Genomic DNA, 26,467 nt, shown 5'->3' on the forward strand with positions numbered 1-26,467 from the left:
TGCCCGTTGTGGACCGATCGAAAACCTGCCGCGCCGCCCGTTGACCGACCCTGTTCGCGACTGTAGCTTTCACGTCCACTGCAGTCCCTTCACGCATGTGAAATGCCCTGCTGCACAAAGGAGTGCCCGATGGGTGCACCCAACGCGACCAGCGACGACCCGTACCTGCTCACCGCGGACGGCGTCAAAGAACCACCTCGCGGCTGGCGGGCCAGCCTGCGCTACCTCGGCCCCGGCCTGATCGTCAGCGCCTCCATCGTCGGCTCGGGCGAGCTGATCGCCACCACCGCGCTCGGCGCCGAGGTCGGTTTCGCCCTGCTGTGGATGGTGATCCTGTCCACCGCGGTGAAGGTGGCGGTGCAGGCCGAGCTCGCCCGCTGGACGATCATCACCGGCAAGCCCGCGCTGACCGGTTTCAACGAGGTCCCGCCGAAGATCGGCCGGCTCGGCTGGATCAACGTGCTGTGGATGCTGATGGCGCTGTCCAAGCTGCTGCAGGTCGGCGGGATCGTCGGCGGCACGGCGGTGGCGCTGAGCATGCTGGTCCCGGTCGGCGGCGATCCGCTCGGCTTCACCTCGCTGGCGGTGTGGACGACCATCGTGGTCGTCGGCAGCATCGCGCTGCTGTACTCCAACAGCTACTCCCTGATCGAGCGCGGTGCCTTCGCACTGGTCGCGGTCTTCTCGGTGGCGACGGTGGTGATCGCCCTCGGCCTGCCGTTCACGCCGTTCGGCTACAGCGGCGGTGATCTGCTCTCCGGGCTGACGTTCACCATCCCGGCCGGCGCGATCGGCGCGGCGGTGGCGATGTTCGGCATCACCGGCGTCGGCGCCGACGAGATCACCTTCTACACCTACTGGTGCGTGGAGAAGGGCTACGCCCGCTGGGTCGGGCCGAACGACGGCAGCGAGGAGTGGCAGCAGCGCGCCCGGGGCTGGATCCGCGTGATGTACAAGGACGTCTTCCTGTCCTGGGTGATCTACACGTTCAGCACGCTGGCGTTCTTCGTGATGGGCGCGGCGGTGCTCAACCCGCAAGGCCTGGTGCTCGAGGGCAACGAGATGATCACCACGCTGTCCCAGATGTACACCGACGTGATCGGCGAGTGGGCGGCGATCGGGTTCCTGGTCGGCGCGATCGCGGTGCTGGGCTCGACCCTGTGGGCGGCGATCCCGAGCTGGTCCCGGATGTACGTCAACGTGCTGGCGACCCTGGGCGTGCTGGACTGGTCGGACGCGCGCTCCCGCCAGAGGTGGGTGCGCGGCTTCACGGTCGCGCTGCCGATCGTGTGGGGCGCGACCTACCTGTTCATCAACTCGCCGGTGGTCATGGTGCAGATCGGCGGCATCATGACCGGGATCTTCCTGCCGGCGGTGGTGGTGGCGACCTGGTACCTGCGCAACACCCAGGTCGATCGGCGCCTGCACGGTTCGCGGGCCTTCAACACCCTCCTGGTGGTGAGCAGCATCGCGATCAGCCTCTTGGGCGTCTACAGCCTCGTGAACGTCTTCAGCTGAGCCCGGTCAGTGGTGGTGCTCGTTGTGGTGCCGGTTGTGCTCGGCCAAGTGCTCGTTGTGCTGTGAGGCGTGCTCGTTCCGGTGGTGGGCTTGGAGGTCACCGGTGCGGTCGTGGTGCCCGTGGCCCAGGCACTCCGGGTACTGCGCCGGGTCCTGCACCGTGGAGCAGTCGACCGGGGTCTGCGCCGAAGCCAGCGCGGGTGCGCCGAGCAGCAGCGCGATCGCCAGCACTGATCCGGCCAGGCCGCGCGAAGGAGGAAGCATGTCGCACCGCCTCGAGGGGATCGGCGGGCGCCACCGCGGCGACGCCCGCCCGATGGGAACTACCAGTCCACAGTACAAACCGGGCACATCACCCGAGAACCCCTGGAGCCGTGATTCTTCCGGCACCGGCCGGACCGGGATGCGGGACGAAATCCCCTGGACACGGGCTCAGCGGGGTGCCATCCGGATCGCGCCGTCGAGCCGGATCGTCTCGCCGTTGAGGTAGGGGTTCTCGATGATGTTGCAGGCCAGGGCGCCGAATTCGGCCGGGTCCCCGAGGCGCTTGGGGCTGGGCACCGAGTCCTCCAGGGACTTGCGGACGTCCTCGCGGAGGCGGCCCAGCAGCGGGGTGTCCATGATGCCCGGGGCGATGGTGTTCACCCGGATCGCCTTGCTCGCCAGGTCGCGCGCCGCGCACAGCGTCATGCCGACGATGCCCGCCTTCGACGCGGTGTAGGCGATCTGCCCGATCTGGCCCTCGAACGCCGCCACCGACGCGGTCATGACGATCGCGCCGCGCTCGTCGTCGACGGTGTCGTGCTTGGCCATCCGCGCGGCGCCGAGCCGCAGCGCGTTGTAGGAGCCGATCAGGTTCAGCTGGATGACGTCCTCGAAGGGTTCGAGCGCGCCCGGTTCGCCGTCCTTCTCCACCAGGCGGATGCGGGCGCCGCGACCGGCGCAGTGCACCACCGCGCGCAGCGGTCCGGCCTCGTCGGCGGCGTCCAGCGCGGCGGCGAACTGGTCCACGTCGGTGATGTCGGCGGCCGCGAACCGGACGGACTCGCCGAGCTCGGCCGCCACGTCGGCCCCCGCCGAGGTGGGCAGGTCGATGATGGTGACCGCCGCCCCCGCCTTGACCAACTTCCGCGCGGTCGCCAACCCCAGACCGGACGCGCCGCCGGTCACCGCCGCCGAAATGCCTTCCAGACGCATGCGCTGATCCTCTCCACACCGGTGTGCTCGGCCCCATTCAAGGCACCCCGCGCGACGGCGGTCAAAGTCCGGATCGCGAACGGAACCGAAGGCCCGGCCTATATCCGGTGGACAGCAGGGCGAGAATCGGCCCGTGAGCACCTGGAGCATCGAACCCACCGCGGTGGACCAGCCCGTCGTCGTCCGCCTGCTCCGCGAGTACACCGGCGAGATGGCCAGCCGGTACTACGGCCGCCCCGCGACCGACGCCGAGGTGGACGAGGCGATCGCCGAAGATCCGAACGAGGGGCTGCACCCGCCCACCGGTGTGTTCCTGGTGGTCCGCGACGGCGCCGAACCCGTTGGCTGCGTCGGCATCCGCGAGCTCGAACCCGGCATCGCCGAGCTGAAGCGCATGTACGTCAAACCCCAGGTGCGCGGGCGCGGGGCGGGCGTTCGGCTGCTGTCCGAGGCGGAGCAGCACGCGCAGCGGCTGGGCTACCGGGCGATCCGCCTGGACACCCGCAACGACCTGGTGGAGGCCCGCGGCCTCTACGCCAAGCAGGGCTACCGGGAGATCCCGGCCTACAACGACGGCCCGTACGCCGAGCACTGGTTCGAGAAGGTCCTGGGATGACCGGGCGGGTCGGAGCGCGGCCGATCCGGACCGACCGGCTCGACCTGGAACCGCTGCGCGCCGACCACGCCGACGAGATGTCCGAGGTGCTCGGCTCCCCCGAGCTCTACGAGTTCATCGGCGGGGTCCCGCTCACCGCGCCGGAGCTGCGCACCCGCTACGAGCGGGTGCTGGCGGGCTCGCCGGACCCCGCGATCTCCTGGTGCAACTGGGTGGTCCGGCTGCGCGAGGAGGACCGCCTCGTCGGCGCGGTGCAGGCGACGATCAGCCCCGGTTTTCCGGGCCCCGCCGCGCAGATCGCCTGGATGGTGGGCGTCGAGTGGCAGAAGCGCGGCATCGCGAAGGAGGCCGCCCGCGCCCTGGTCGACTGGCTCCGGCGGGTCCCGGTGCGCGGCGTCCTCGCCCACATCCACCCGGACCACCAGGCCTCTGCCGCCGTCGCCGCGGCCGTCGGCCTGAAGCCGACCGCGGACAGCCACGACGGCGAAACCATCTGGCGCCTGTCCTTCGACGCCTGACGAACGGCCTCAGCGCTCGGGTTCCGCGGCGAGCAGCAACGCGGCGAAAACCGCGGAAGCGACCGCCTGGTACCCGATCCACACCTCGCCGCCCGCGCCGCTGCCCGACCACGCCAGCAGCAGGCCGGCGAGCGTCGCCAGCACCCAGCCGCTGTCGTAGGCGACCATGAGCCGCAGGTAGGTGCGATTCGCGCGACGGCGGACGTACCTGATCTCCACCGCGCCGCACATGAGCAGGACCGCGCCGGAGACGACCACCAGCCAGACCGGCACTCCGAGCAGCTGGCCGAGCGGTGCAGCACCGAGAGCGCAGGCAGCGCCGAACAGCGCCTTGACGGAGCCGTCGGCGACGATCCCCGCCCTCGTCTTCCCCGCCGGTGCCGCGAGCTGCGCCTGATCCACGAGCACCCTCCTTTTTCGTAATCCGATTACGAGTATCATCAGATTATGAGAAAGACGAGGGCGGAGTCCAGGGAGAACAACCGCCGCGCCCTGCTGGACGCCGCGTTCCAGGTCGTGACCCGGGACGGCTACCGGGCCAAGCTCGAGGACATCGCCGAGCGGGCCGGGCTGACCACCGGTGCCGTCTACTCGCTGTTCGGCAGCAAGAACGGCCTGGTGGTCGCGCTGGTCACCGACTACCTGCAGCCGCACTACGCGCAGTTCGAGGAGGCGGTTCCCGCCGAGCTGGACCTGGTCGCGGCGGTCGACGCCTTCGCCCGGCACTACCGGCGCACCTGCGACGCCCCCGAGGCGCTCTCCGCGCTGTCGCTCCAGATGACCCTGCAGGAGATGTCGCTGCACGACCCGAAGCTGGGCGCCCAGCTCGCCGAGTCCGTGCGGGAGCAGGAGAACCACCTGATCGCGCTGTTCACCGGTCGGGACCACAACGGGAGCGTTGTCACGCGGCACCAAGCCGAGCGCCTGACGACCGCGCTCCGGGCGCTGCTGGTCGGGCTGAGCCAGGGCGTCGTCCTCGGGCTGGCAGCCGGTGCCGACGAGCAGTACTTCGCCGACGTGGCCTGCGCTCTGGTGTCCGACGCGAGCCTAGTCGGCTGACCGAACCGCCATCGGGACCGGACTGCCATAATCCGCGCTGTGACAGGGGAAACGTCAAGCGGTCCGGGTCGGTTCGTGGTGCTCAACGACCAGCCGGTCGAGATCGCCGAGGACGACCTGCTCGGGGCTTCGGAGACCGCGCGCGGCCTGGTCGACCTGATCACCGACTCGCACGTCTCCACCCCGTTCACCATCGCCATCGACGCCGGGTGGGGCATGGGCAAGAGCAGCCTGATGCGGTTGATGCGCACAGAGCTGGAGCAGCGGGGCACGCCGACCGCGTGGTTCAACGCCTGGACCTCCGGTCCCGACGCGCTCGAAGTGCTCATCAAGACGGTGCTGCTGACCTTCGACCGCAACATCGTCCGGCGCGCCTACCACCGGCTCATGAAGCGGCGCCGCGTCGTCGGTGCGCTCCGGGTGGTGATCAGCGTCCTCGCCGGGGTGACCCGATCGGTGCCCGTGGTGGACCGGATCTGGCAGGCGCTGTCGGTGGACGCCAAGGCGCGCAACGAGATCCGCGAGGTCGTGCGCGAGATGGCCGAGGACTGGGTGAACGACGGATCCACCGGCGGTCGGCAGCTCGTGGTGTTCGTCGACGACCTCGACCGGTGCTCCGGCGAGGTCGCGCTGACCGTCTGCGAGGCGATCAAGCTCTACCTGGACGTGCCGGGGCTGGTGTTCGTGATCGGCTGCGACCAGGCGGTGCTGGACGCCAAGGTGCGGGAATCCGGCGGTTCGGCGGCGCAGGCGCGGGACCTGCTGGAGAAGATCGTGCAGGTCAACTACCGAACCCCGGTTCCGGACGAGGAGCTGCTGCGGCACCTGGTCGACGGATTCGCGGCCCGCTCCGGCATCAGGCACCTCCTCGGCACCACCGAGCCGGGGCTGATCGCCCAGCGCACCAGCCGGAACCCGCGCCGGATCAAGCGGCTGATCAACAGCTTCGTGCTGGAGTACAACCTGAGCCCGCAGTGGCAGCGGTTCGGCGCGTCAGCGCTGGTCCGGGTGGTGCTGCTGCAGCACTTCTACCCCGGCTTCTACCGGAGCCTCACCAACCCGGCCAGCGGCGACCTCGTGCAGGAGTTCCTCACCTACCACCGCATCCGCGCCGCGTGCCGGGCCGGGCAGCGCCCGGAACCCGCGGAGTTCTTCACCCAGCACGAGGTCACGCCGCCGGTCCCGACCGCCGACCGGGAGGAGCTGCTGAACTCGCTGCACCTGCTCGAGCAGGAGCTCCCGGTGTCGTTCCCCGAACTGGTGCTGGACTCGGACTTCGTGTCGCTGCTGGGCCAGCTGGCTGAGGAGGAGCACTTCGGCTCCCTCCTGGATCACCTCCAGCACGGCTGGCGCACCCCGCTCGCGGGCACCGCCGAGCCGCCGCAGGGCTGGGCCGGGGCCCTCCAGCCCGGGGCCGGTGGCGGTCCCGAACAGCAGCCACCGCCCGCGCAGCAGTGGTTCCCGCGAACCGGGCGCCAGGTGCTCTGGATCGACCAGGACGTCCTGATCCGCCCCGATGCCGCGAACGAGAAGCTGCTCCAATCCATCGAGGGGATCGCGCACCTCGAAGTCGTCCCGGACCTGGCGAGCGCCCGGCAGCTGTTGCAGGTGTCGAAGCCCGATCTGCTGATCTCCGACATCAGGCGCGACGGTGACCCGTACGCGAGGATGAACGCGTTGGCCGCGCTGCGCGCCGACGGGACCTACGACGGTCCGGTGATCATCTACACCAGCCGGGTCACGCCGTCCCGCATCAAGCTCGCCGAGCAGATCGGGGCCATGGCGATCACCTCTGACCCGGAGGTGCTCCAGGACTGGATCCAGCGCCTGCCGTTCCCTCCCGGCACGTCTCCCACCGCTCAGTCCTGAACGGCCGCCTCGGCCGGTACCGGTCCCCCGTCGGCGAGTTCGTCCAGCCAGCGCAGGGCTTCCGGAACCGGGTCGGTGGCGCGCACCAGGTGGTGGAGGTAGGTGTTGGCCACCATCAGCTTCCGGTACCCGAGGCCGGTGCGGGCCTCGTGGTCGGCCTGCTCGAACAGCAGCGCCGCCATCGTGGTCTGCGCCGCGATATCGGTGAACTCCCCGCACAACGCCTGGGCGTACTCCTCGCTCTCGGTCAGCAACGACTTCCCGAGGGACCGCACCCTGTCCACTTCGGACATGAGCTGCTCGGCACCGGCGGCCACATCGGGGTCGGCGATGCGCTCCAAGCGGCGCTGGGCGGCGTCGGCGAGCAGTTCGTGGGCGTTGTCCTTTCGGATGCAGCGCAGGACGTCCAGGGCGATCACGTTGCTGGAGCCCTCCCAGATCGAGCCCAGGTGCGCGTCGCGCAGGAGTCGCGGGTTGATCCAGTCCTCGATGTAGCCGTTGCCGCCGCGGACCTCCATCGCCTCCCCGGTCACCACGCGGGCCCGCTTGCACAGGTGGTACTTGCCCAGCGGCGTCAGGACGCGGATCAACCGGCCCGCTTCGGCGTCCCCGGCGTCGGCGCGGTCGAGGGTCGCGGCGGCTTCCAGCACGAACCCGAGACCGGCTTCGGCGTGCAGCAGCATCGGCAGCAGGGTCTTGCGCATCAGCGGCTGGTCGAACAGCGGTTTGCCGAAGGCGATCCGCTGGCGGGTGTGCGCGACCGACTCGTTCAGCGCGCGCCGCATCAGCGCAGCCGCGCGCATGGCGTTGGACAGCCGAGACACGTTGACCATCTCGGCCATCTGCAGGAAACCGCGGGAGAGGTCGCCGACGGGCAGCGCGTAGCAGTCCTCCAGCGTCACCTCGCCGCTGGCCATCGAGCGGCTGCCGAGCTTGTCCTTCAGCCGGTCGATCCGGTAGGTGTTGCGGCTGCCGTCCGGCCGCAACCTCGGCACCATGAACATCCCGAGCCCCTTGGTGCCCTCCGGACCGCCGGGGACCCGCGCGAGGGTGAGGATCACGTCGGCGGACACGTTGGAGGCGAACCACTTCTGGCCCCGCAGCGTCCAATGTGAACCGCTCGGGGTGGCCTCGGTGGCGGTGCGGCCGACGTCGCTGCCGCCCTGCTTCTCGGTCATGAACATCGCGCCGGTCAGCAGCGAGTCGAAGTGCGGCGAGCTCAACCCGTCGATCTCGCGCTCGAACAGCGAGCGGTCGCCGAACCGGCGCAGCACCCGGGCGGCCGAGTCGGTCATCGAAACCGGGCAGAACAGCCCGAACTCGGCCTGCACGAACACGTGGGACAGGCCGTACTTGACCACGTGCGGCACCGCGGTGGGCCAGCCGTGCACGCCCGGCCGGTGCGACATCGCGGCGAACCCGAACCGTTCGAACGCCAGCCGCGACATCTCGGTGTAGGCCGGGTGGTAGACCACCTCGTCCACCCGTTCGCCGGTGGCGTCGTACTGCCGCAGCTGCGGCGGGTTGACCTCGGCGACCGCGGCCAGCTCGTCCAGCCGCCCCGCCGCCACCTCGCCGACGTCGCGCAGCACCGGCTCCAGCCGGTCCATCGCGTCGACGTGCCGGGTGAGCAGGGGGCGCAGCGCGGGATCGAGATCGGCGAAGTTCATGCCCAGCACGTTTCCACCGCCCCGGCGGGGCTGTCCAATACCGAATCGGCCCCGCGCTGAGACTCCTGCCGACTCAATCGGCGGGAACGAGCACCGGCCCGGACCGCCCTCTACCGTGTGGTGGGAAGCAGCGACGAGCGGGAGCACGACATGGTGGACGCGCAGCGGAAGCTGGTGCTGATCCGGCACGCGAAATCGGCCTGGCCGGACGACGTCGACGACTTCGACCGACCGCTGGCCGACCGCGGCCGCCGCGACGCACCGGCCCTCGGCCGCTGGCTGCGCAAGCACGCGGCGGCGATCGAGCTGGTCCTGTGCTCCCCTGCCGTGCGCGCCCGGCACACCTGGGAGCTGGCGGGCCCCGAGATCCCGGCCGAGCCGGTGCTGAAGCACGACCACCGGATCTACGCGGCCTCGGCCCGCGAACTCCTGTCGGTCGTCCACGAGATCCCGCCCGCGGTGATGACCGCCGCCATGATCGGCCACAACCCCGGCCTGGAAGACCTGATCAACCTGCTCACCGGAGAACCAGCGGTCCTCAAGACCGCATCGGTCGCCGTGCTCAGCACCCCGGCCCCGTGGCCCGACCTCGGCGAGGACCGCGCCACCGCGGTGGAGTTCGCCAAACCACGGGGCTGAGCGCCGCCGGGCACCCTGCGCGCCCGGTGACCCGGGCCCGCAGGGTGCCCGGCGGCAGCTCCGGTCAGGCGGGTTGGACGCCCGGGCGGCCGTTCTCGACGACGTAGGTGGCGCGGGTCGAGACCGGGGCGCCCGGCTTGTCGATGTACGGGACCACGCGGTAGTCGCTGGTCCAGAGGTCCGGGGTCAGGGTGCAGCGGACGTAGCCGCGCTGGGCGTTGAAGAACTTCATGTGCGGGTTGGCCGCGAGCATCGTGCGGCCCTCGTCGGTCATGTCGGCGCCGTTGCCGCCGCTGCTGATCGAGGTGCCGACGAACTCAACGGCCACCGTCGGGGAGTCCGGGTCCTCGAAGTCGCCCTTGAGGTCCCAGGCGTAGTTCTGGTGCCGGTCGCCGGTGATCACCACCAGGTTGCCGACCCCGCGCTCGGCCGCGCCCGCCAGCACCGCGTCGCGCTCCGCCACGTAGCCGTCCCACGGGTCCATGAACAGCTTCTTCGCCGGGCCCGCGTCGAGGTCGGTCTCGCCCATCGGGGCCTGGTTGCCGAGGACCTGCCACCGCCCCCGGTCCTGCGCGAAGCCGTCCAGCAGCCACTGCCGCTGCTGCTCGCCGAGGATCGTGCGGTTCGGGTCCAGCCGTTCGGCGCAGTCGTACTTCGAGCCGTCGCCGCAGGGCTGGTCGTCGCGGTACTGCCGGGTGTCGATCATGGTGAGGTCGGCCAGGTCGCCGAACCGGAGCCGCCGGTGCAGGCGCACGTTCGGGCCGTCCGGCAGCGCGGTGCGGCGCAGCGGCAGGTTCTCGTACATCGCCTGGAACGCCGCGGCCCGCCGCTTCAGGAACACCGCCGGATCGTCGCCGTCCTGGGAGATCTCACCGGCCCAGTTGTTGTCCACCTCGTGGTCGTCCATCGTGATGATCCACGGGAACGCCGCGTGCGCGGCCTGCAGGTGCGGGTCGGTCTTGAACAGCGAGTACTGCAGCCGGTAGCGGTCGAGGGTCCGGGTCTCGGACTTGAACTCCGAACCCAGCCCGACGCCCCGCTTGTTGTCGGTCTGGTCGTACTCGTAGACGTAGTCGCCGAGGTGCACCACGAAGTCGAGGTCTTCGGCGGCCATGTGCTCGTAGGCGGTGAAGAAGCCGTCCTTCCAGTGCTGGCAGGAGGCGAAGGCGAAGGACAGCGACGCCAGCGCGGCCGCGTGGGCGGGCGCGGTCCTGGTGCGGCCGACGGGGCTCAGCTCACCGGCGGCGCGGAAGCGGTAGAAGTAGTCGCGGCCCGGCTGCAGACCGGCGATCTCGACGTGCACCGAGTGCCCGAGCTCCGGGGTCGCGGTGGCCGAACCCCGCTGCACCACGTCGCGGAACTGGTCGTCGGTGGCCACTTCGTACTGCACCGGCACCCGTCTCGCGGGCATGCCGCCGGAACCGTCGGCGGCCAGCGGCTCCGGGGCCAACCGGGTCCAGAGCACCACGCCGTCGGGCAGCGGGTCACCGGAGGCCACGCCCAGCGAGAACGGGTACCCGCCGCGCAACCGCACATCCGCCGCCGCGCTGCTCCACGCTCCCGTGCCGAGCAGGACCGCGGCCGCGCTCGCACCCCCGATTCCCAGCACCTTGCGACGATTCAGCTTGCCTGGCATGCGCTCGCTCCTCTTTCGCGGGCAGGACAACGGGCCATTCTGCGGATCGCGGGCGTCCAGCAGACCGCGATCACCCGTCGCGGAGGTGAACGCCGGGCGAGCCGGCGGCCGGAGTTGACCGCCAGCCCGCCCGGTCCCCCGCTACGGCAGGCTGATCGCCACCACGTCGCGGCCGAACCCGGCGACCCGGTCGGCCAGCCGACGCGCCCACGGGTGCTCGTCGGGGCTCATCCCGCCGAGGTCGACCTTGAAGCGCACCACGTCCGGACCGCGCACCACCTCGGCGTTCGCGCCGTGCTCGGCCAGCAGCTGCTGCACCCGGTCAGCGACGGCCGGTCGCACCGAGAGGATCATCCGGCCGGGCGTGGCCGCGGTGTGCTGCGCGCGGTCCACCGCGACGGCCTGGGGCGCGTTCGCCGGGCGCGGGCCGGTCATGGCGTTGCGCAGCAGCTTCGCCGTGCCGTTGGTGAAGGCGCGGTAGTTCGGGTCGAAGCCGAACAGCACCACCCGGCCGCTGCCCGCGGCCTCGTCCACGACCGCGGTCCTGCCGTGCAGCTGCTCGGCGCCTTCGGCGAACCCGGAGACGTACCAGTCCGGATCGCCCGCGGCCGGGAAGCTCGCCGCCGACGACTCCGCCGGGGCCGACCACACCGCCTCGTACTCGTACATCGCCCACGCGGTCGGCCCCACGCCCTCGGCCAGCGGGCTGTCCTGGTCGACCTGCACGCGGATGAGCGCGCCGGGGACGTCCGAGGTCGGCTCGGCGTAGGTCGCGGAGGTCAGGCCGAGGCGCGCCGCCAGCCGCGAGGCGTCCCGCAGCGCGATCAGCGTCCCGCCGCTGCGGACCCATTCGGTCAGCGCGGCCCGGCCCCGCTCGCCGAGCGCGTCGAAGGCCTCCTGGTCCGAGCCGTTCGGGATGACCAGCACGTCGCGGTCGGCGAGCGCGCCGGACGCGATCTGGTCGGCGGTGACGTCGCCGAAGTCCATCCCCTGGTCGTCCAGCCACCAGCGCAGCCAGCCCGCCGATTCGGTCGCCGCGCTGCCGCCCGAGATCTGCCAGACCGCCGTGCTCGGCGCGTCGACGACCGGCCGCGCGGCGGGTTCGGGCAGCTCCGGCAGCGGCATCGCGCGCGGGTTCAGGTCCGCACCGGACCGGCCGCCGCTGATGTTCTCCGCCAGCGGACCGCTCCAGGCCGTCACGTCGTAGAAGTACGGGAACGGGACGTAGCTGTTCTCGTTGAGCATCGCCTGCACCCAGTGCTTCTGGCCCTGCGCCATCGGGATCCACAACGTCCCGGCGGGCAGCGTCGTGGACTGCTCGGCGCGCCCGTACTCGGTGTAGTCCGGGACCTGCAGCGGGGTGGTCAGCCGGTAGACGTCGACGTCCATCCGCTGGAGCCGCCGCGCCAGGCGCTGCACCTCGGCGGACTTCGCCGGGTCGTCGGTGCGCAGGAAGTAGTGCTTGACCGCGATGTCGGGCACCGGGTTGGTGATCTCGCCGTCGTTCCAGTAGAGCTGGTTCGGCTCCAGCTCCCCGGCCGCGCCCTGCCGCTGCGCCTCCAGGTGCTCGCCGCGCCACTCGGCCAGCAGCTGCCGGTCCTGCGCCCCGGCGGCCATCAACGTCGCCCAGATCGCGGTGTACTGCTCCCCGACCCGCTCGGGAACGGGATCGCCGGAGTTCTTCTCGAAGGTCATCCCGGCCGCGTTGAACCCGGTCAGCGGCACGGTGTCGCCGTAGCCGAGGTACATCAGGTCGTAGGACTCGCCGTTGAAGTACGGGATGCCGAAGCGGCCGAACGCCTGCTGCATCGCCGGGCCGTACACGTTGTAGACCCAGTTCAGCGGGGTTTCCCCGATGTCGTGGTAGACCGGGTCGGCGTTGGGCGGGAAGAAGTAGTCCGGACTGCCCATCTCGTGGGCGTCGATGAACATCTGCGGCGGGAGCTCGCGCAGCTTCTCCAGCTTGCCCTCGGTCTCGGGCTGGGTGCGGGCGAACCAGTCGCGGTTGATGTCGAACCCGTAGGCGTTGCGGCGGGTGTCGGCTTCTCGCCCGTCGGGGTTCTGCGTCGGCAGCACCACGACGATCGCGTTGTCGAGGATCGTTTGCGCCGTGCAGTCGGTGCGGGCGGTCAGCTCGTAGAGCACGCGCAGCGCCGCGTCCGCACCGCTCTCCTCGTCGCCGTGGACGTTCCCGGCCACCCACAGCACCGCGGGGGTGTTGCGGATGATCTGCTGCGCGACGGGTTCCGGGGTGTTCGGGTCGCGCAGCCGGTTGAGCTGCTCGCCGATGCCGCGCAGCGCGCCCGGCCGCACCCACTTCTCCTGGCCGACCACCGCGTAGCGCAGCGGGCGTCCTTCCACCGAGGTGGCCAGCACCCCGTCGACGACGTTCGGGCTCGCGTCGGCCAATGCCCGCAGGTAGGTGTCGGACTCCTCGGTGGTGACCTCCCGCTCACCGAGGTCAACGCCCAGGACCTCGCGCGCCGTCGGCACCGATTCGTCGACCGCTGGCGGGGTGAACGGGTCGCAGGCCGGAGCCGCGGCCGCCGTCGGCACCGCGAGCAGCGGTAGGGACACGACCAGCGCGACGGCGCCGGTCAACCACTTCGAGCGCCCTGATCCGGGGAACATCGCCATGTGACCACCCATTCGGTCGGGTGCGGAATCGACCAGCGAGTCGATCACGCCGTCCATCCGGCCGCAAGCGCCGGACGGACGCGCAGCGGAAACTGTCGCTCACCCCGATCGGACGAAGTTCGGCTCGTCACGACCGGGCTCCGGTGCCCGTCCGGTGCCGTAGGGTGCGCGGGACGCACCAGCAGCGGAGGAGGACCGATGGCCGAAACCACCGGCGGCGAACCGTTCTTCACCCCGGACGGGGACCAGCTCGTCCCGGCCCGGCACGCGGACAGCCCGTGGTCGTCGGACATGATGCACGGGCGGTTGTTCGGCGGTCTGCTGGCCCGCGCGCTGGAGCGCGAGCAGTCCGATCCGGACCTGCAGTTCAGCCGGTTGACCGTGGACCTGTTCCGCAGCGCCAAACTCGTTCCGGTGCGGGTGGAGACCCGCCGCGTCCGCGACGGCCGCCGCATCCGGGTCGCCGACGCGACCGTGTACGCCGGGGACGAGCCGGTCGCGCGGGCGAGCGCGGTCCTGCTGCGCCGCGGCGAACAGCCCGCGGGCACCGTTCCCGCGACGTCGGCTTGGGACGCGCCGAAGCCGGACGAGCTCGGCGCGCCGCGCGCCGACCCTAGCGGCTGGGTGCCGCCGTTCGACGTCTGGCTGGTGGACGCCGACGGCAAGCCCACCGAGGACTGGCGGGCCAGCGGTCCGCGCCGCGCGTGGGTGCGGGACCGGTGCGACCTGGTGGCGGGCGAGCCGACCTCGCCGTTCGTGCGCGTCGCGCTGGCGGGCGACTTCGCCAGCCCGCTGGTGAACTTCGGCCAGGACGGGGTGCTGGAGTTCATCAACGCCGACTACACGCTCACCCTCAGCCGGTTGCCGCGCGGCGAGATCATCGGCATCGAGGCGACGGGGCAGGTCAGCGCGGACGGCATCGCGGCGGGCAGCTGCACGTTCCACGACACCGAGGGCCCGATCGGGTTCAGCGCGCTGACCGCGGTGGCCAACCCCGCCACCGCAAAGCGCTGACCGGATCGTTCCGGTCCGAGCCGCGATCGTGCCTTCTCGTTCGCGGCGCGGCCGGGAAGACTTCCCGGTGTGAACAGAGCACTTCTCGTCGTCGACGTCCAGGAATCGTTCCGGCAGCGCCCGCTGTGGCAGGCCATCTCCAACCCCGACATCGCCACCCCGGTCAACCAGCTGGTCGACCTCGCCCGCGCCGAGGGGGACCTGGTGGTCTGGGTGCTGCACAGCGAACCCGGCACCGGTGGCGTGTTCGACCCGGTCAACGGGCACAACCGGCTGCTGGACGGGCTCGTGCCCGCCGACGGCGAGCCGATGCTGACCAAGACCTCGCACAACGCCTTCACCACCTCGAACCTGCACCAGCTGCTGACCCGGCGCGGCATCCGCGAGCTGAGCGTGTGCGGCATCCGCACCGAGCAGTGCTGCGAGACCACGACCCGCGTCGCCTCGGACCTCGGCTACGACGTCACCTTCGTCACCGACGCGACGGCGACCAACCCGATCCCGCACCGCGACGCACCGGCCGACCAGACGGTGGCCGAGCTGCTGGCCGACCCGCGGACCCTGCACAGCGCGGAGATCATCGCCCGCACCGAGTACGCCCTGTCCGGCCGCTTCGCCACCATCCGCACCGTCGCGGAGCTCACCGGCACCCCGGCGTGACCGGATCGTGCTGACCGGCGCTCGGTCGGCACTGCGGCCACCGTGGTCTCCCGTAGGCTGGACCTCCCACGCGACGGACAGGGGGCTGAGGTGGCGGAGACGACGGTGGCCGCGGTGCTGGCCGAGCTGGCGGCGCTGGAGGACCCGAAGATGCGCGCGGTCAACGAGAAGCACGGCGACGACCACGGCGTGAACCTCACCAAGCTGCGCGCGCTGGCGAAGCAGCTCAAGACGCAGCAGGACCTCGCGCGCGAGCTGTGGGCGACCGGCGACTCCGCGGCGCGGCTGCTGGCGACCCTGATCTGCCGCCCGAAGGCCTTCGAGCGCGACGAGCTGGACTCGATGCTGCGCGAGGCGCGCACCCCCAAGGTGCACGACTGGCTGGTCAACTACGTGGTCAAGAAGAGCCCGCACGCCGAGGAGCTGCGGCTGGCCTGGTCCGCCGACCCGGACCCGGTGGTCGCCAGCGCCGGTTGGGCGCTGACCACCGAGCGCGTCGCCAAGAAGCCCGACGGCCTCGACCTGCCCGGGCTGCTCGACGTCATCGAGGCGGAGATGAAGGACGCCCCGGACCGCCTGCAGTGGGAGATGAACAGCTGCCTGGCCCAGATCGGCATCGACCACGCCGAGCACCGCGCCCGCGCGCTCGACATCGGCGAGCGCCTGGAGGTCCTCAAGGACTACCCGACCCCGCCGAACTGCACGTCGCCGTACGCGCCGATCTGGATCAACGAGATGGTGCGCCGCAAGGCCGCGAAGTAGTCAGCTCTTCAACGCGGCTTCGATGCGGGCCGCGGCGGCGACCACCTCGGCTCCGAAGCGCTGGCCGGGGCTGGGTTGCAGGCGTTGCGTCGGGGCCGACAGGCACACCGCTGCGACCGTGTCGCCGTGCAGGCGGACCGGGGCGCTGACCGATCCGACGCCCGGGGCGCGGGCTTCCACGCTCTCCACCCAGCCGTGCCCGCCCGGGTTCTGCTCGCCGAGCAGGACCTGCGCCGCCGATCCGCGGGGCAGCGGCAGCAGGCTGCCCACGGGCTGGCTGGCGCGCAGCTCCTCCGCCGATTCAATGCTCACCACGCATAGCCGGTGGTCCGCGCGGCGCACCCACAGCTGCACGGATTCCCCTGCTGCTGCGCACAATTCCGCCAGCACCGGGCGCGCGGTCTCGGCCAGCTCCGAGGTCGCGAACCGCGGGCCCAGGTGGAAGCAGCCCGCGCTGTCGCGCCGCAGCAGGCCGTGCGCGACGAGCGCGGTGGCCAGGCGGTGCGCGGTGGACACGGTCAGCCCGAGGGCCCGGGCCAGCTCGCTGGTGCCCATCGGGTTGCTCTCGACGCAGTCCAGGATCGCCACGGAGCGGTCCAGGACCCCGACGCCGGTGGTGAACGGTTCGGCCATCGGCTAGCGCCGCACCTCGGCCGGGACCGCGGGCACCTTCGCCAGCGCCGACGGCAGCGCGTGCCCGACCAGCCCGGCGAGGTGCTCGCGCAGCTCGCCGAGCTTCGAGACGTCGATGCCGGTGTCGACGCCCTCCCGGTGGAACAGGTGGATCAGGTCGTCGGCGGCGATGTTGCCGGTGGCCCCGGGCGCGAACGGGCAGCCGCCGAGCCCGCCGAGCGCGGCGTCGAAGCGCCGGATGCCGCAGCGGTAGGCCTCCCAGGCGTTGGCGTCGGCCATGCCGTAGGTGCTGTGCAGGTGCAGCCCGACCCGCTCGATCGGGAACACGTCGCGCACGGCGGTGACCGCCCGGGTGATGTCGCTGGGCGAGGCGGCGCCGATGGTGTCGGCGAGGTGCAGCACGTCGACGCCGATCCGCTCGTAGTGCCGGGCGACCCGGACCACCCGCTCGACCGGGGTGTCCCCGTCGAACGGGCACACGAACGCCGTCGCGATGCAGCCCTCGGTGCGGACGCCCGCGTCGTGCAGGATCTCGGCTGCGCGGGCCAGCCGCTGCATCGCTTCCGCCGTGCTGACACCGGAGTTCGACTCGCTGTGGCCTTCGCTGGCCGACATCACCAGCCGTGCGTGCTTGGCCCCGGCCTCGACCGCGCGCTGCGCGCCGCGCTCGTTGAGCACGAGGGTGTGGAACGTCGCGGGCCGGTCGGCGAGCCCGGCGACCACCTCGGCGGTGTCGGCCATCGTCGGCACCCGCTTCGGGCTGACGAACGAGCCGATCTCCAGGTGCCGGAACCCGGCGTCGACCAGCAGCTCGCCGAACCGGATCTTGTCCGCGGTGGGCACGACCACCGGTTCGATCTGCAGCCCGTCGCGCAGCGAGACCTCGGTGATGAGCACCAATTCAGATCACTCCTCCGGTCCGCAGTTCGGCCGCCTGCTCGGGCGAGATGCCCAGCTCGGCGAGGACTTCGCCGGTGTGCGCGCCCAGCTCCGGGCCGAGCCAGCGGGTGCGGCCGGGTTCTTCGGAGAGCTTGGGCACGATGCCGGGGAACAGGACCTCGCGGGTCTCGTCCTGCTCGATGCGCACCTCGTGGCGCTCGTGCATGCCGCGCGCCGCGTAGTGCGGATCGGCCACGATGTCGGGCACGGCATAGATCGGTCCACTGGGGACGGACGCGGTGGCGAGCAGCTCCAGGATCCGCGGGCTGTCCGCGGTCGCGGTCCAGGAGCCGATCGCGGCGTCGATCTCGTCGCTGCGCTCGACGCGGCCCACGTTGGTCCGCAGCTGCGGGTCCTCGGCCAGGTCGGGGCGGCCGATCAACCGCATGAGCCGGTCGAAGATGGCGTTGTTGTTGCCGCCGACGACCACGTACTTGCCGTCCGCGCACTGGTAGGTGTTGGACGGGACGACGCCGGGGATCGTCGGCCCGGTGGCCTCCCGGGTGACGCCGAAGGCGTCGAAGTCCGGCACCGAGGACTCCATGAGCGAGTAGATCGCCTCGTAGAGCGCCACGTCGACGATCTCCCCCGGCTGCCCGGCGCGGCGCCGGAGCAGCCCCATCAGCGCGCCGATCACCGCGTAGAGCCCGGCCACCGAGTCGGCCAGGCTGATCCCGGTGCGCACCGGCGGCAGGCCCGGGTAGCCGGTCAGGTGCCGCACCCCGCCGAAGGCCTCGGCGACACCGCCGAAGCCCGGGCGCTCCCGGTACGGGCCGGTCTGGCCGAACCCGGAGATCCGCACCAGCACCGCCTCGGGGTTGACCGCGCGGATCTCCTCCGGGCCCAGGCCCCACTTCTCCAGGGTGCCCGGCCGGAAGTTCTCCAGCACGATGTCGGCGTCGGCGATCAGCCGCCGCGCGATGTCCTGCCCGCGGTCGGACCGCAGGTCCAGGGTGATCGAGCGCTTGTTGCGCGCCATGGCGCGGAAGAGCAGCGACACGTCACCGCCGTGCAGCCGCCAGGTGCGCAGCTCGTCCCCGGTGCGCGGCCGCTCGACCTTGATCACGTCGGCGCCGAACTCGGCCAGGATCCGGCCAGCCGTCGGCGCGGCGATGAAGTTGCCCAGCTCGACGACCCGGACCCCGGTCAGCGGGCCGTGCCCCGTGGACGTCGTCATCGGGTCCTCTCCTGTTGTCACGTGCGATCGGCGGAGGGCGATGTGCGCGCCCGTGGGCCACGAGGTGTCCGCCTCCGCAAGCCCCGTTTTCCAATATTTGGGAAGTATTTCCCAAAACTGATCGCAGCGAACGTAGCCGCCCGAATCCGCCCGCACAAGGCCCACTTCACGGCTCGGAGCGGGAAATCCCGGTTCCGCTACCGGGAGGTCCGGTGCGATCACGCACCGCAGCAGGAGCGCGCGCTCAGCGCAGCGGGTTGGCCTCGACGAGGTACTCGGGCGCGGACAGGCGCCACGCCTCGTAGACCAGCTCCTCCAGCTCGTCGGCGTCGATCTTCGGCAGGTGCACCACGACCCAGCCGAACCCGCCCGCGGTGAACTGCACCTCGAACACCTCGGGCCGCTCCGAGACGAGTGCGATCTGCTCGGACAGGGTCTGCTTCAGACCGACGGTCTTCGTGCGCGGCCAGTAGTAGCCGAAGCCCTTGCCGTGCACGCTGAAGGACGTGTAGTCCCGCCCCTCGCCCTCCTCGACGTCGGCGAGCCCCTCGACCATCCGCAAGAACCGACTGCTGGCCACACCCATGCCCGGCATCATCGCGCACCCCACCGACAGCCGCCGCCCGCAGCGGCCTTGATCGCCCCGCGGCCGTGTGTATGCTGTGCCGGTCCGTCTCCGTGCCCGCCGGTCGAGCACAACTCGTCCCCGGTGGAAAGAGCCCCGTCCGCGGCAAAACTGGAGTCGGCCGCGCGCCGGCCCCGACGAATCGGACGCCTCGAAATGTCGGACATCGCTGTCTTCGCCAACACCGCGATCACCATCGTCGGTGTCGTGGTGCTCATCCTCCGGGTCAAGATCAGCCCGGCGATCGCGCTGGTGCTCGGGGCGATCTACCTGGGCCTGGTGTCGGGCCTGGGCCCGGAGCAGACGATCAAGTCCATCACCACCGGTTTCGGCGACCTGATGGCCGAGGTGGGGCTGCTCATCGCCTTCGGCGTGCTGCTGGGGTCGCTGATGGCCTCGCTGGGCGCGATCGAGCAGCTGGTGGACCGCCTGGTGCGCCTCTTCGGCCCGAAGACGCTGCCCTACGCCTTCGGCTCCACGGTCGGCACCGTGCTGCAGTCGATCTTCGCCGACGTGCTGCTGGTGATCACCGCGCCGCTGGCCAGCCGGTTGTCCCGGCAGATCGGCCCGCACGGGGCGGCGCGGATGTGCGCGGCGATGGCGCTGGGCATCGAGGTCGGCCTGGTGTTCGTGGTGCCCGGCGTGGGCGCGGTGGCGCTGGCCGGGGTGCTGAACCTGCCGTTCGGCAAGATGTTCCTCTTCGGCGTCGTCACCGCCGTGTTCACCATCATCACCACGCTGGCGCTGTTCACCGCGCTGGCCAAGCGCGGCCTGTGGAACCCGGAGCTGGACGAGACCGAGGAGCTGCCGGTCGCCGAGGTCGAGCCCGCGTCGGACCGCCGCTTCCCGCCGCTGGCGCTGTCGCTGTCCCCGCTGCTGCTGGCGCTGCTGCTGATCGCGTTCGGGGCGATCGCGGAGATGCTGGGCGTCAGCTCGCCGGTGGTCGACTTCCTCGGCGACCCGGTCATCGCGCTGCTGATCGGACTGGTCGGCGCGCTGGCCATCGCCCGCTGGAAGCTGCCCAAGGAGCAGACCGAGGCCGCGTTCAAGCGCGGCTTCCACGAGAGCGGGCAGATCCTGATCCTCACCGGCGTCGGCGGTTCGCTGGCGCAGACGGTCAAGGACGTCGGTCTCGGCGAGCTGCTGAAGGACTACTTCACCACCAACACGCTCGTCCCGCTGCTGCTGGTGTGGGCGGTGGCGGCGGTGCTGCACATCGCGGTCGGCTCGGTGGTGCTCGCCTCGATCACCGCGGCGGGCGTCCTCGGCCCGGTGATGCCGATGCTGGGCATCGACCCGGTCTTCGTCGCCCTGGCGGCGGGCGCGGGTTCGCTGTTCGTCATCCACGCCACCAGCAACACCTTCTGGCTCCTGCAGACCCTGCTGCCCCAGACCACCCGCGGCGCCCTGAAGTCGGTGACCCTGACCGTCTCGGCGGCCTCGATCATCGCCATGATCCCCATCCAGGTCATGGCGTTCCTGTTCTGAGCGGATGCTTCGGCCGTCGGCGGCCCGTGAGCACTTTGCGGGGTTATAGCCCCGCAAAGTGCTCACGGACCCTGGCCTGCACCGGTGGCGTAGGCTGGGCGGATCGTGCGACGCATCGTGTTCCTGCTGCTGCCCCGGTTGCACCTGCTCGACCTCGCCGGACCCGCGCAGGTGTTCTCCACCGCGGCCAACCTCGGCCACGACTACGAGCTGTCCTACGTCGCGCAGGACGAGAACGTGCTGAGCGCGCAAGGACTTCCGCTGCGCGCGCGCACCGAGTGGCCCGCGCTGGCCGAGCAGGACCTGGTCCTGGTGCCCGGTTCGCGGGTGCCCGAACCGCCGCGCTGGCCGCGGCTGCACGCCGCGTCCGCCGAGCGGCTCCGCGCGCACCACGCGGCGGGTGGCTCGGTCGCCAGCGTGTGCTCGGGGGCCGACGTGCTGGGGCAGGCCGGGCTGCTGCACGGGCGGCGCTGCACCACCCACCACGACCTGCAGGACGAGCTCGCGCGCCGCTACCCGACGGCGACCGTGGTGCGCGACGTGCTGTTCGTCGAGGATGGCCGGATCACCACCTCGGCCGGGATCGCCAGCGGCATCGACCTGGCGCTGCACCTGGTCGCCAACGACCACGGCCCGGGAGCCGCGGCCCGGGTGGCCCGCGACATGGTCGTCTACGCCCGCCGCAACGGCGACGACCAGCAGGCCAGCGCGATGCTGCGCCACCGCGCCCACCTCAACGACGCGGTGCACCGCGTCCAGGACCTCATCGACGCCCGCTTCGCGGACCCGCTGCCGCTCGCCGAGCTCGCCGCTGCCGCGGGCTGCAGCGAGCGCACGCTGACGCGCTCCTTCGTCCGCGCCACGGGGCTGACGCCCCTGCGCTACCAGCAGGCGCTGCGCTTCGAGCGCGCCGAGCACCTGCTCGCGCAGGGCGCGACCTCCGACGCGGCTGCGCGGGCGGTCGGCTTCGCCGACGCGCGCATGCTCCGCCGCCTGCGCGCCCGGGAGCGCTGAACACCGGATCGGCGTATCGGTTCGCCGTGACATCCGGTGGTCGGCTGTTTAGCATCGGGTTCACCAGTGGGAAGTATCTTCATAATCATGAAGTGAGGGTGGTCCGGTTGCCGTCGCTGGATGAGTTGGGATTCCGCCTGCACGCCGATGATTCGGTCCTCATCGCCCGCACCGACGTGGCCCCGGGCACCTACTCCGGGGTGCGGGTGCCCGACGAGGTCCCGCGCGGCCACAAACTGGCCACTGTGGACATCGCGCGGGGCGCGCCGGTCCGCAAGTACGGCCAGATCATCGGTTTCGCCTCCCGCCCCATCACCGCGGGCGAGCACGTGCACACGCACAACGTGGACTACCAGGAGTTCCACCGGGAGCACGCGTTCGGCGCCGACGTGGTGCCCACCGAGTACGTGCCGAGCGCGCAGCGCGCCACCTTCCGGGGCTTCGTGCGGCCCGACGGCCGGGTCGGCACCCGCAACTACCTCGCCGTGCTGACCTCGGTGAACTGCTCGGCGACCGCGGCGAAGATGATCGCCCGCCGGATCGAGGCCTCCGGTGTGCTGGACGACTACCCGAACGTCGACGGCGTCTGCCCGCTGACCCACACGCTGGGCTGCGGGCACAGCGGGCAGGGCAACGAGGGCTTCGAGGTGCTGCGGCGCGCGCTGCGCGGCTACGCCGGGCACCCCAACATCGCCGGGCTGCTGGTGATCGGGCTGGGCTGCGAGGTCAACCAGGTCAAGAGCCTCACCGAGGACCTGCGGCTGCCGCCCGGCATGCCCGTGCACGCGATGACCATCCAGGAGCTCGGCGGCACCAAGAAGACGGTCGCCGAGGGCGTGCGGCGGATCGAGGAGATGCTGCCGGTCGCCAACGCCTACCAGCGGCAGACCGTCTCCGCCGACAAGCTGGTGCTGGCCATGGAGTGCGGCGGCTCCGACGCCTACTCCGGGATCACCGCCAACCCGGCGCTGGGCGCGGCGGCCGACCTGCTGATCCGGCACGGCGGCACGGCGGTGTTCGGCGAGACCACCGAGATCTACGGGGCCGAGCACCTGCTCACCCGGCGCGCGGTCAGCCGCGAGGTCGGCGAGAAGCTGGTGGACCGGATCGCCTGGTGGGAGAAGCACGTCCAGATCGACGGCAGCTCGATCAACAACAACCCCTCCCCCGGCAACAAGGCGGGCGGGCTGACCACGATCCTGGAGAAGTCGCTGGGCGCGGCGGCCAAGGGCGGCACCACCAACCTCGTCGACGTCCTGCAGTACGCCGAGCCGATCACCGGCAAGGGCCTGATGTTCATGGACACCCCCGGCTACGACCCGGTCAACGCCACCGGGCTGATCGCCGGCGGCGCCCAGCTGCTGTGCTTCACCACCGGCCGGGGCTCGGCCTTCGGCTGCAAGCCCGCGCCGAGCATCAAGCTGGCCACCAACACCCCGCTCTACGAGCGGATGAGCGACGACATGGACATCAACTGCGGGGTGATCGCCGACGGCGAGCTCACCGTGGCCGAGATGGGCGAGCAGATCTTCGAGCACATCCTCCGGGTGGCTTCCGGCGAGCAGACCAAGAGCGAGGAGCTCGGCTACGGCGAGGAGGAGTTCGTCCCCTGGCACCTGTCCACAGTGCTCTGATCGCGGCGGCCGATTTCCGCCGGACACCGGTCCGCGCGCGCACCACGATCGTCCCATGCGCAATGCCGATGACGTGCTGTTCGACCACCTCCGCCGGACGAACGAGGACTTCGCCGCCCTGGTGGGATCGGTCGGGCCGGAGCGGTGGACCGCCCCGACACCGTGCCCGGACTGGGACGTGCGGGCCCTGGTGGGCCACCTGGTGCAGGCCAACGTGATCTACCGCATGCTCCTGCGCGGCGGCAGCAGCGACCAGTTCCTGATCGTCCGCGAGCAGAACGCCCTCGGCGACGATCCGGTCGGGTCGTTCCGCTCCGCCGCGGAGGAGTGCCTGGCCGCCTTCGCCGAACCCGGATCGCTGGACCGGGACGTGGACTACCCCTTCGGCCCGGCCGACGGCCGCAAGCTGCTCGGCCTGCTCATCGCCGACACGGTGGTCCACACCTGGGACCTGGCCCGGGCCACCGGAGCACCCGATGAGCTCGACCCGCAGCTCGTCGACTGGGTCGACGACAACTTCGAGCAGCTCTACACCGGGGTGGCCGAAGGTCCGCTCGACCCGAGCACCACGCGCCACTTCGCCGCTCCCGCACCTGGGGTGCCGGGAGAGACCCGCCAGGACCGGATGCTCCGCCTGGTGGGCCGCACGCCCTGACGCGCGGGGGGCACGGTGACCGCTGCGCCGGTCACCGTGCCCCCGGTCCGGTCAGGCGGCGACCGGTTGGCGCGGGGTCCGCAGGTCCCAGCGGTGGCGGGTGAGCACCACCGGGACCCCTTCGCCGCGCGCTTCCGCCGCGAAGACCTCCGCGCGGGCGCGACGCCACCACACCACCGTGCGGGACGCGCCGAACAGCAGCAGCGCCACCAGGGCCAGCATCGCGACCCGGTACTCCGAGCCGCCCGGCATGCCCTGCGCCACGTCCAGGACCAGGCCCACGCACAGCACGCCCAGCGCCGTCGCGGAGTGGCCGCCCGCGTTGGCCACGCCGGTCGCGGTGCCGACCTGCTGCACCGAGTTGTAGTCGCGCACCAGGGCGAAGGCCACCGACGAGACCGGGCCGCCCAGCGCGAAGACCAGGAACGCCGCCGCGATCACCGCCACCGGCGGCCGCCCCTGCGGCCAGGCCAGCAGCACCACCCAGGACAGCGCGTTGACCGCCAGGTAGCCCAGCACGATCCACATCCGCCACTCCGGTCGGCTGCCGATCAGCGCGCCCACCACCGGGCCGCCGACGACCTGACCGACGATCAGCAGGCTGAGCAGCACGCTCGCCGTCGGCGCGGGCACCCCGAGGCCGTTCACCAGGTACGGGAAGCCCCACAGCAGCGTCAGCGCGCCCGAGGCGAACATCGTGCAGAAGTGCGTCCAGAACGCCAGCCGGGTGCCCGGCACCGACCACGCGTTGCGCACCTGCTGGAACACCGCCCCGCCGCGGCGCGGCTGCGCACCACCCGGCGCGACGTCCCGCACGACCGTGCCGGTCACCGCCGCGTACCCCAGCGTCAGCGCGCCCACCAGCAGGAACGTCGCGGTCCACCCCAGGTTCTGCAACGCCATCGCGAGCGGGAACGTGGCCGCGACACCACCCAGCGCCCCCAGCGCGCTGGACACCGTCGCCACCAGCGCGTAGCGGCGGGCCGAGAAGTGCGACGCCACCAGCCGGAGGATGCTCACCCACATCAGCGCGTCGCCCAGGCCCAGCACCGCGCGGGCCACCAGGCCCGCCGAGTACGAGTCGGCGACGGCGAAAAGCACTTGACCGGTCCCGAGGAGCACCACCGCCACGGTGATCACCCGGCGGGAACCGAAGCGGTCCACCAGCAATCCGGTGGGAATCTGCATACCGGCGTAGATGCCGACCTGCAGGACCGTGAACGCGCTCAGCGCGGCCGGACCGACGTCGAAGCGGTCCAGCGCCTGCGTTCCGGCGACCCCCAAGCTGCCCCTGTGAAAAACCGCGGCGAGATAGGCGATCACCGCCGCGCTCCAGATCCACCAAGCCCGACGCTCCGGTCGGTCGGCAGCCACCAAAGACCTCCTTGTTCAGATGTGCGGACCGGTCAGCGTCGACCGGTTGTCCACCGTGCATGTCGGCGCCCGGCGCGCCGGAGTTACGCCGGACGCGAGTGGACTGCACCACACTCCGCGATTTCCCGCAGAACGAAGGGAAAACTCGCCGGTAACTCCACAGTGGACTTCGTTGCCGAGGTCGTGAGCGCGAAAACCGGCTGGAGGCGGTTTTCGCACTCACGACCGGCTGTCAGAGCTCGGCGGCGACCTCGTCCAGGAGCCCGACCAGTCCGGCCAGCGCCGGGTTCGGGTCGTCCTCGCGCCACACCAGCGCCAGCGGGACCGGCGGCGCGTCGTGCACCGGCACCAGCACCACGCCCGGCACCTTCAGGTGCCCCGCGGTCGCCGGGACCAGCCCGATGCCGGAGCCCGCGCCCACCAGGGACAGGATGGTGTGGGTGTCGGGCGCCTCCTGCACGAAGCGCGGGCTGAAGCCGTGGCGCAGGCAGGCGGCCTGCACCAGCTGGTTGACCACCGATCCGCGGTTGGTCGGGTAGCTGATCACCGGCTCGCCGCGCAGGTCGGCCACCCCGACGCTGCGACCGGCCAGGCGGTGGTGCTCCGGCAGGGCCACCGCCAGCGGGTGCTGCTCCAGCTCCCGCACCCGCAGGCCCTCGGTCGGCACCGGCAGCCGCAGCAGCCCGGCGTCGATCTCCTGCTGGTGCAGCCGTTCCACCAGTTCCCCGCCGTAGAGCGGGCTGACGATGTCGAGCCGCACGTCCGGGTAGCGCTCCCGGAACTTGCGCACGATCAGCAGCATCACCTGGTACGAGGTCTGCCCGCTGAACCCGAGCCGCACCACCCCGATCTCCCCGGCCGCGGCCTGCCGGGCCAGCCGCGGGGCGGCCTCGGCCGACTCCAGCGTCTTGCGCGCCTCGCGCAGGAACGCCTCCCCCGCCGCGGTGAGCGAGACCTGCCGCGTGGTGCGCCGCAGCAGCGGCACGCCGACCTCGTGCTCCAAGCGCTTGATCTGCTGCGAGAGCGGCGGTTGGGACATGTGCAGCCGGACCGCCGCGCGCCGGAAGTTGAGCTCCTCGGCGACGGCGACGAACGCCTGCAGGTGGCGCAGCTCCACACCCACCTCCCGACCG

The 26,467-nt window shown here is 71.6% G+C and carries 25 protein-coding genes; 13 read left to right on the forward strand and 12 right to left on the reverse strand.

Annotation, left to right across the window (positions count from 1 at the left end; translation table 11 throughout):
- Positions 1–129 precede the first annotated feature (129 nt).
- Positions 130–1,518, forward strand: a complete 1,389-nt coding sequence (locus F1721_RS29130) for an Nramp family divalent metal transporter (RefSeq protein ID WP_150070023.1) — start codon at positions 130–132, stop codon at positions 1,516–1,518.
- A 6-nt stretch (positions 1,519–1,524) separates the two neighbouring features.
- On the opposite strand, the gene F1721_RS29135 is transcribed toward F1721_RS29130, so the two are convergent.
- Together F1721_RS29135 and F1721_RS29140 are read right to left on the reverse strand one after the other, a co-directional pair.
- Positions 1,525–1,782: a hypothetical protein gene (locus tag F1721_RS29135; RefSeq protein WP_150070024.1), complete on the reverse strand. Its 258-nt coding sequence runs from the start codon at positions 1,780–1,782 to the stop codon at positions 1,525–1,527.
- 168 nt (positions 1,783–1,950) lie between these two features.
- Positions 1,951–2,715 (reverse strand): SDR family NAD(P)-dependent oxidoreductase, encoded by a 765-nt coding sequence (locus F1721_RS29140; protein WP_150070025.1) that lies wholly within the window; start codon positions 2,713–2,715, stop codon positions 1,951–1,953.
- Positions 2,716–2,848: 133 nt separating this feature from the next.
- Here F1721_RS29140 and F1721_RS29145 point away from each other — a divergent pair, with 133 nt between their 5' ends.
- Both F1721_RS29145 and F1721_RS29150 read left to right on the forward strand, forming a co-directional pair.
- Positions 2,849–3,331, forward strand: coding sequence for a GNAT family N-acetyltransferase (locus F1721_RS29145; RefSeq protein ID WP_246155378.1), 483 nt, complete (start codon positions 2,849–2,851; stop codon positions 3,329–3,331).
- Positions 3,328–3,849 (forward strand): GNAT family N-acetyltransferase, encoded by a 522-nt coding sequence (locus F1721_RS29150; protein ID WP_150070026.1) that lies wholly within the window; start codon positions 3,328–3,330, stop codon positions 3,847–3,849. The genes F1721_RS29145 and F1721_RS29150 overlap by 4 nt, the downstream gene beginning before the upstream one ends.
- Before the next feature lie 9 nt (positions 3,850–3,858).
- Here the strand turns inward: F1721_RS29150 and F1721_RS29155 are convergent, their stop codons facing one another.
- Positions 3,859–4,251 carry a hypothetical protein gene (locus F1721_RS29155; protein ID WP_150070027.1) on the reverse strand — a complete coding sequence of 131 codons (393 nt, stop codon included), beginning with the start codon at positions 4,249–4,251 and terminating at the stop codon, positions 3,859–3,861.
- Positions 4,252–4,296: 45 nt separating this feature from the next.
- Here F1721_RS29155 and F1721_RS29160 point away from each other — a divergent pair, with 45 nt between their 5' ends.
- Positions 4,297–4,908, forward strand: a complete 612-nt coding sequence (locus F1721_RS29160; protein ID WP_150070028.1) for a TetR/AcrR family transcriptional regulator — start codon at positions 4,297–4,299, stop codon at positions 4,906–4,908.
- Positions 4,909–4,947: 39 nt separating this feature from the next.
- Positions 4,948–6,777: a P-loop NTPase fold protein gene (locus F1721_RS29165; protein ID WP_170301648.1), complete on the forward strand. Its 1,830-nt coding sequence runs from the start codon at positions 4,948–4,950 to the stop codon at positions 6,775–6,777.
- On the opposite strand, the gene F1721_RS29170 is transcribed toward F1721_RS29165, so the two are convergent.
- Positions 6,768–8,447 carry an acyl-CoA dehydrogenase family protein gene (locus F1721_RS29170; RefSeq protein WP_150070030.1) on the reverse strand — a complete coding sequence of 560 codons (1,680 nt, stop codon included), beginning with the start codon at positions 8,445–8,447 and terminating at the stop codon, positions 6,768–6,770. The genes F1721_RS29165 and F1721_RS29170 overlap by 10 nt on opposite strands.
- Before the next feature lie 120 nt (positions 8,448–8,567).
- On the opposite strand from F1721_RS29170, the gene F1721_RS29175 reads away from it, so the two are divergent.
- Positions 8,568–9,086 carry a SixA phosphatase family protein gene (locus F1721_RS29175; RefSeq protein ID WP_246155379.1) on the forward strand — a complete coding sequence of 173 codons (519 nt, stop codon included), beginning with the start codon at positions 8,568–8,570 and terminating at the stop codon, positions 9,084–9,086.
- A gap of 64 nt (positions 9,087–9,150) precedes the next feature.
- On the opposite strand, the gene F1721_RS29180 is transcribed toward F1721_RS29175, so the two are convergent.
- Both F1721_RS29180 and F1721_RS29185 read right to left on the reverse strand, forming a co-directional pair.
- Complete coding sequence (locus F1721_RS29180) at positions 9,151–10,722, reverse strand: alkaline phosphatase D family protein (RefSeq protein WP_150070031.1); 1,572 nt, start codon at positions 10,720–10,722, stop codon at positions 9,151–9,153.
- A 141-nt stretch (positions 10,723–10,863) separates the two neighbouring features.
- Positions 10,864–13,359 (reverse strand): M14 family zinc carboxypeptidase, encoded by a 2,496-nt coding sequence (locus tag F1721_RS29185; protein WP_170301649.1) that lies wholly within the window; start codon positions 13,357–13,359, stop codon positions 10,864–10,866.
- A 198-nt stretch (positions 13,360–13,557) separates the two neighbouring features.
- Here F1721_RS29185 and F1721_RS29190 point away from each other — a divergent pair, with 198 nt between their 5' ends.
- The 3 genes from F1721_RS29190 (at position 13,558) to F1721_RS29200 (ending at position 15,795) form a co-directional block, all read left to right on the forward strand.
- Positions 13,558–14,373, forward strand: a complete 816-nt coding sequence (locus F1721_RS29190) for an acyl-CoA thioesterase domain-containing protein (protein WP_150070033.1) — start codon at positions 13,558–13,560, stop codon at positions 14,371–14,373.
- A gap of 69 nt (positions 14,374–14,442) precedes the next feature.
- Positions 14,443–15,033 carry a cysteine hydrolase family protein gene (locus F1721_RS29195; protein ID WP_150070034.1) on the forward strand — a complete coding sequence of 197 codons (591 nt, stop codon included), beginning with the start codon at positions 14,443–14,445 and terminating at the stop codon, positions 15,031–15,033.
- Positions 15,034–15,123: 90 nt separating this feature from the next.
- Positions 15,124–15,795: a DNA alkylation repair protein gene (locus tag F1721_RS29200; RefSeq protein ID WP_150070035.1), complete on the forward strand. Its 672-nt coding sequence runs from the start codon at positions 15,124–15,126 to the stop codon at positions 15,793–15,795.
- Here the strand turns inward: F1721_RS29200 and F1721_RS29205 are convergent, their stop codons facing one another.
- The 4 genes from F1721_RS29205 to F1721_RS29220 all read right to left on the reverse strand — a co-directional run bounded on the left by F1721_RS29205 (position 15,796) and on the right by F1721_RS29220 (position 19,130).
- Positions 15,796–16,428, reverse strand: a complete 633-nt coding sequence (locus tag F1721_RS29205; RefSeq protein WP_150070036.1) for an IclR family transcriptional regulator — start codon at positions 16,426–16,428, stop codon at positions 15,796–15,798. It lies immediately after the preceding gene.
- Between the two features lie 3 nt (positions 16,429–16,431).
- A complete protein-coding gene (locus tag F1721_RS29210; RefSeq protein WP_246155380.1) occupies positions 16,432–17,325 on the reverse strand; it encodes a hydroxymethylglutaryl-CoA lyase in 894 nt (297 codons plus the stop codon).
- Between the two features lie 4 nt (positions 17,326–17,329).
- Complete coding sequence (locus F1721_RS29215; RefSeq protein ID WP_150070038.1) at positions 17,330–18,544, reverse strand: CaiB/BaiF CoA transferase family protein; 1,215 nt, start codon at positions 18,542–18,544, stop codon at positions 17,330–17,332.
- Between the two features lie 244 nt (positions 18,545–18,788).
- A complete protein-coding gene (locus tag F1721_RS29220; protein WP_150070039.1) occupies positions 18,789–19,130 on the reverse strand; it encodes an MmcQ/YjbR family DNA-binding protein in 342 nt (113 codons plus the stop codon).
- Positions 19,131–19,325: 195 nt separating this feature from the next.
- Here F1721_RS29220 and F1721_RS29225 point away from each other — a divergent pair, with 195 nt between their 5' ends.
- The 4 genes from F1721_RS29225 (at position 19,326) to F1721_RS29240 (ending at position 23,960) form a co-directional block, all read left to right on the forward strand.
- Positions 19,326–20,657: a GntP family permease gene (locus tag F1721_RS29225; protein ID WP_150070040.1), complete on the forward strand. Its 1,332-nt coding sequence runs from the start codon at positions 19,326–19,328 to the stop codon at positions 20,655–20,657.
- Positions 20,658–20,762: 105 nt separating this feature from the next.
- Positions 20,763–21,671 carry a GlxA family transcriptional regulator gene (locus F1721_RS29230; protein ID WP_150070041.1) on the forward strand — a complete coding sequence of 303 codons (909 nt, stop codon included), beginning with the start codon at positions 20,763–20,765 and terminating at the stop codon, positions 21,669–21,671.
- A 98-nt stretch (positions 21,672–21,769) separates the two neighbouring features.
- Positions 21,770–23,305, forward strand: coding sequence for a UxaA family hydrolase (locus tag F1721_RS29235; protein ID WP_150070155.1), 1,536 nt, complete (start codon positions 21,770–21,772; stop codon positions 23,303–23,305).
- Between the two features lie 55 nt (positions 23,306–23,360).
- Complete coding sequence (locus tag F1721_RS29240) at positions 23,361–23,960, forward strand: TIGR03086 family metal-binding protein (RefSeq protein WP_150070042.1); 600 nt, start codon at positions 23,361–23,363, stop codon at positions 23,958–23,960.
- Positions 23,961–24,011: 51 nt separating this feature from the next.
- On the opposite strand, the gene F1721_RS29245 is transcribed toward F1721_RS29240, so the two are convergent.
- Together F1721_RS29245 and F1721_RS29250 are read right to left on the reverse strand one after the other, a co-directional pair.
- The gene (locus F1721_RS29245; RefSeq protein WP_150070043.1) at positions 24,012–25,334 is read right to left on the reverse strand and encodes an MFS transporter; all 1,323 of its coding nucleotides are present in this window, start codon (positions 25,332–25,334) and stop codon (positions 24,012–24,014) included.
- Between the two features lie 232 nt (positions 25,335–25,566).
- A complete protein-coding gene (locus F1721_RS29250; protein WP_170301650.1) occupies positions 25,567–26,451 on the reverse strand; it encodes a LysR substrate-binding domain-containing protein in 885 nt (294 codons plus the stop codon).
- Between the last annotated feature and the right edge of the window lie 16 nt (positions 26,452–26,467).

The organism is Saccharopolyspora hirsuta, from assembly GCF_008630535.1.
Lineage (GTDB): Bacteria > Actinomycetota > Actinomycetes > Mycobacteriales > Pseudonocardiaceae > Saccharopolyspora > Saccharopolyspora hirsuta.

Bases quoted from the DNA above. Each gene is read 5' to 3' on its own strand.
- F1721_RS29130 (WP_150070023.1), top strand. From the start codon at position 130: ATGGGTGCACCCAACGCGACCAGCGACGACCCGTACCTGCTCACCGCG.
- F1721_RS29135 (WP_150070024.1), bottom strand. From the start codon at position 1,782: ATGCTTCCTCCTTCGCGCGGCCTGGCCGGATCAGTGCTGGCGATCGCG.
- F1721_RS29140 (WP_150070025.1), bottom strand. From the start codon at position 2,715: ATGCGTCTGGAAGGCATTTCGGCGGCGGTGACCGGCGGCGCGTCCGGT.
- F1721_RS29150 (WP_150070026.1), top strand. From the start codon at position 3,328: ATGACCGGGCGGGTCGGAGCGCGGCCGATCCGGACCGACCGGCTCGAC.
- F1721_RS29160 (WP_150070028.1), top strand. From the start codon at position 4,297: ATGAGAAAGACGAGGGCGGAGTCCAGGGAGAACAACCGCCGCGCCCTG.
- F1721_RS29170 (WP_150070030.1), bottom strand. From the start codon at position 8,447: ATGAACTTCGCCGATCTCGATCCCGCGCTGCGCCCCCTGCTCACCCGG.
- F1721_RS29180 (WP_150070031.1), bottom strand. From the start codon at position 10,722: ATGCCAGGCAAGCTGAATCGTCGCAAGGTGCTGGGAATCGGGGGTGCG.
- F1721_RS29185 (WP_170301649.1), bottom strand. From the start codon at position 13,359: ATGGCGATGTTCCCCGGATCAGGGCGCTCGAAGTGGTTGACCGGCGCC.
- F1721_RS29190 (WP_150070033.1), top strand. From the start codon at position 13,558: ATGGCCGAAACCACCGGCGGCGAACCGTTCTTCACCCCGGACGGGGAC.
- F1721_RS29205 (WP_150070036.1), bottom strand. From the start codon at position 16,428: ATGGCCGAACCGTTCACCACCGGCGTCGGGGTCCTGGACCGCTCCGTG.
- F1721_RS29215 (WP_150070038.1), bottom strand. From the start codon at position 18,544: ATGACGACGTCCACGGGGCACGGCCCGCTGACCGGGGTCCGGGTCGTC.
- F1721_RS29220 (WP_150070039.1), bottom strand. From the start codon at position 19,130: ATGGGTGTGGCCAGCAGTCGGTTCTTGCGGATGGTCGAGGGGCTCGCC.
- F1721_RS29225 (WP_150070040.1), top strand. From the start codon at position 19,326: ATGTCGGACATCGCTGTCTTCGCCAACACCGCGATCACCATCGTCGGT.
- F1721_RS29240 (WP_150070042.1), top strand. From the start codon at position 23,361: ATGCGCAATGCCGATGACGTGCTGTTCGACCACCTCCGCCGGACGAAC.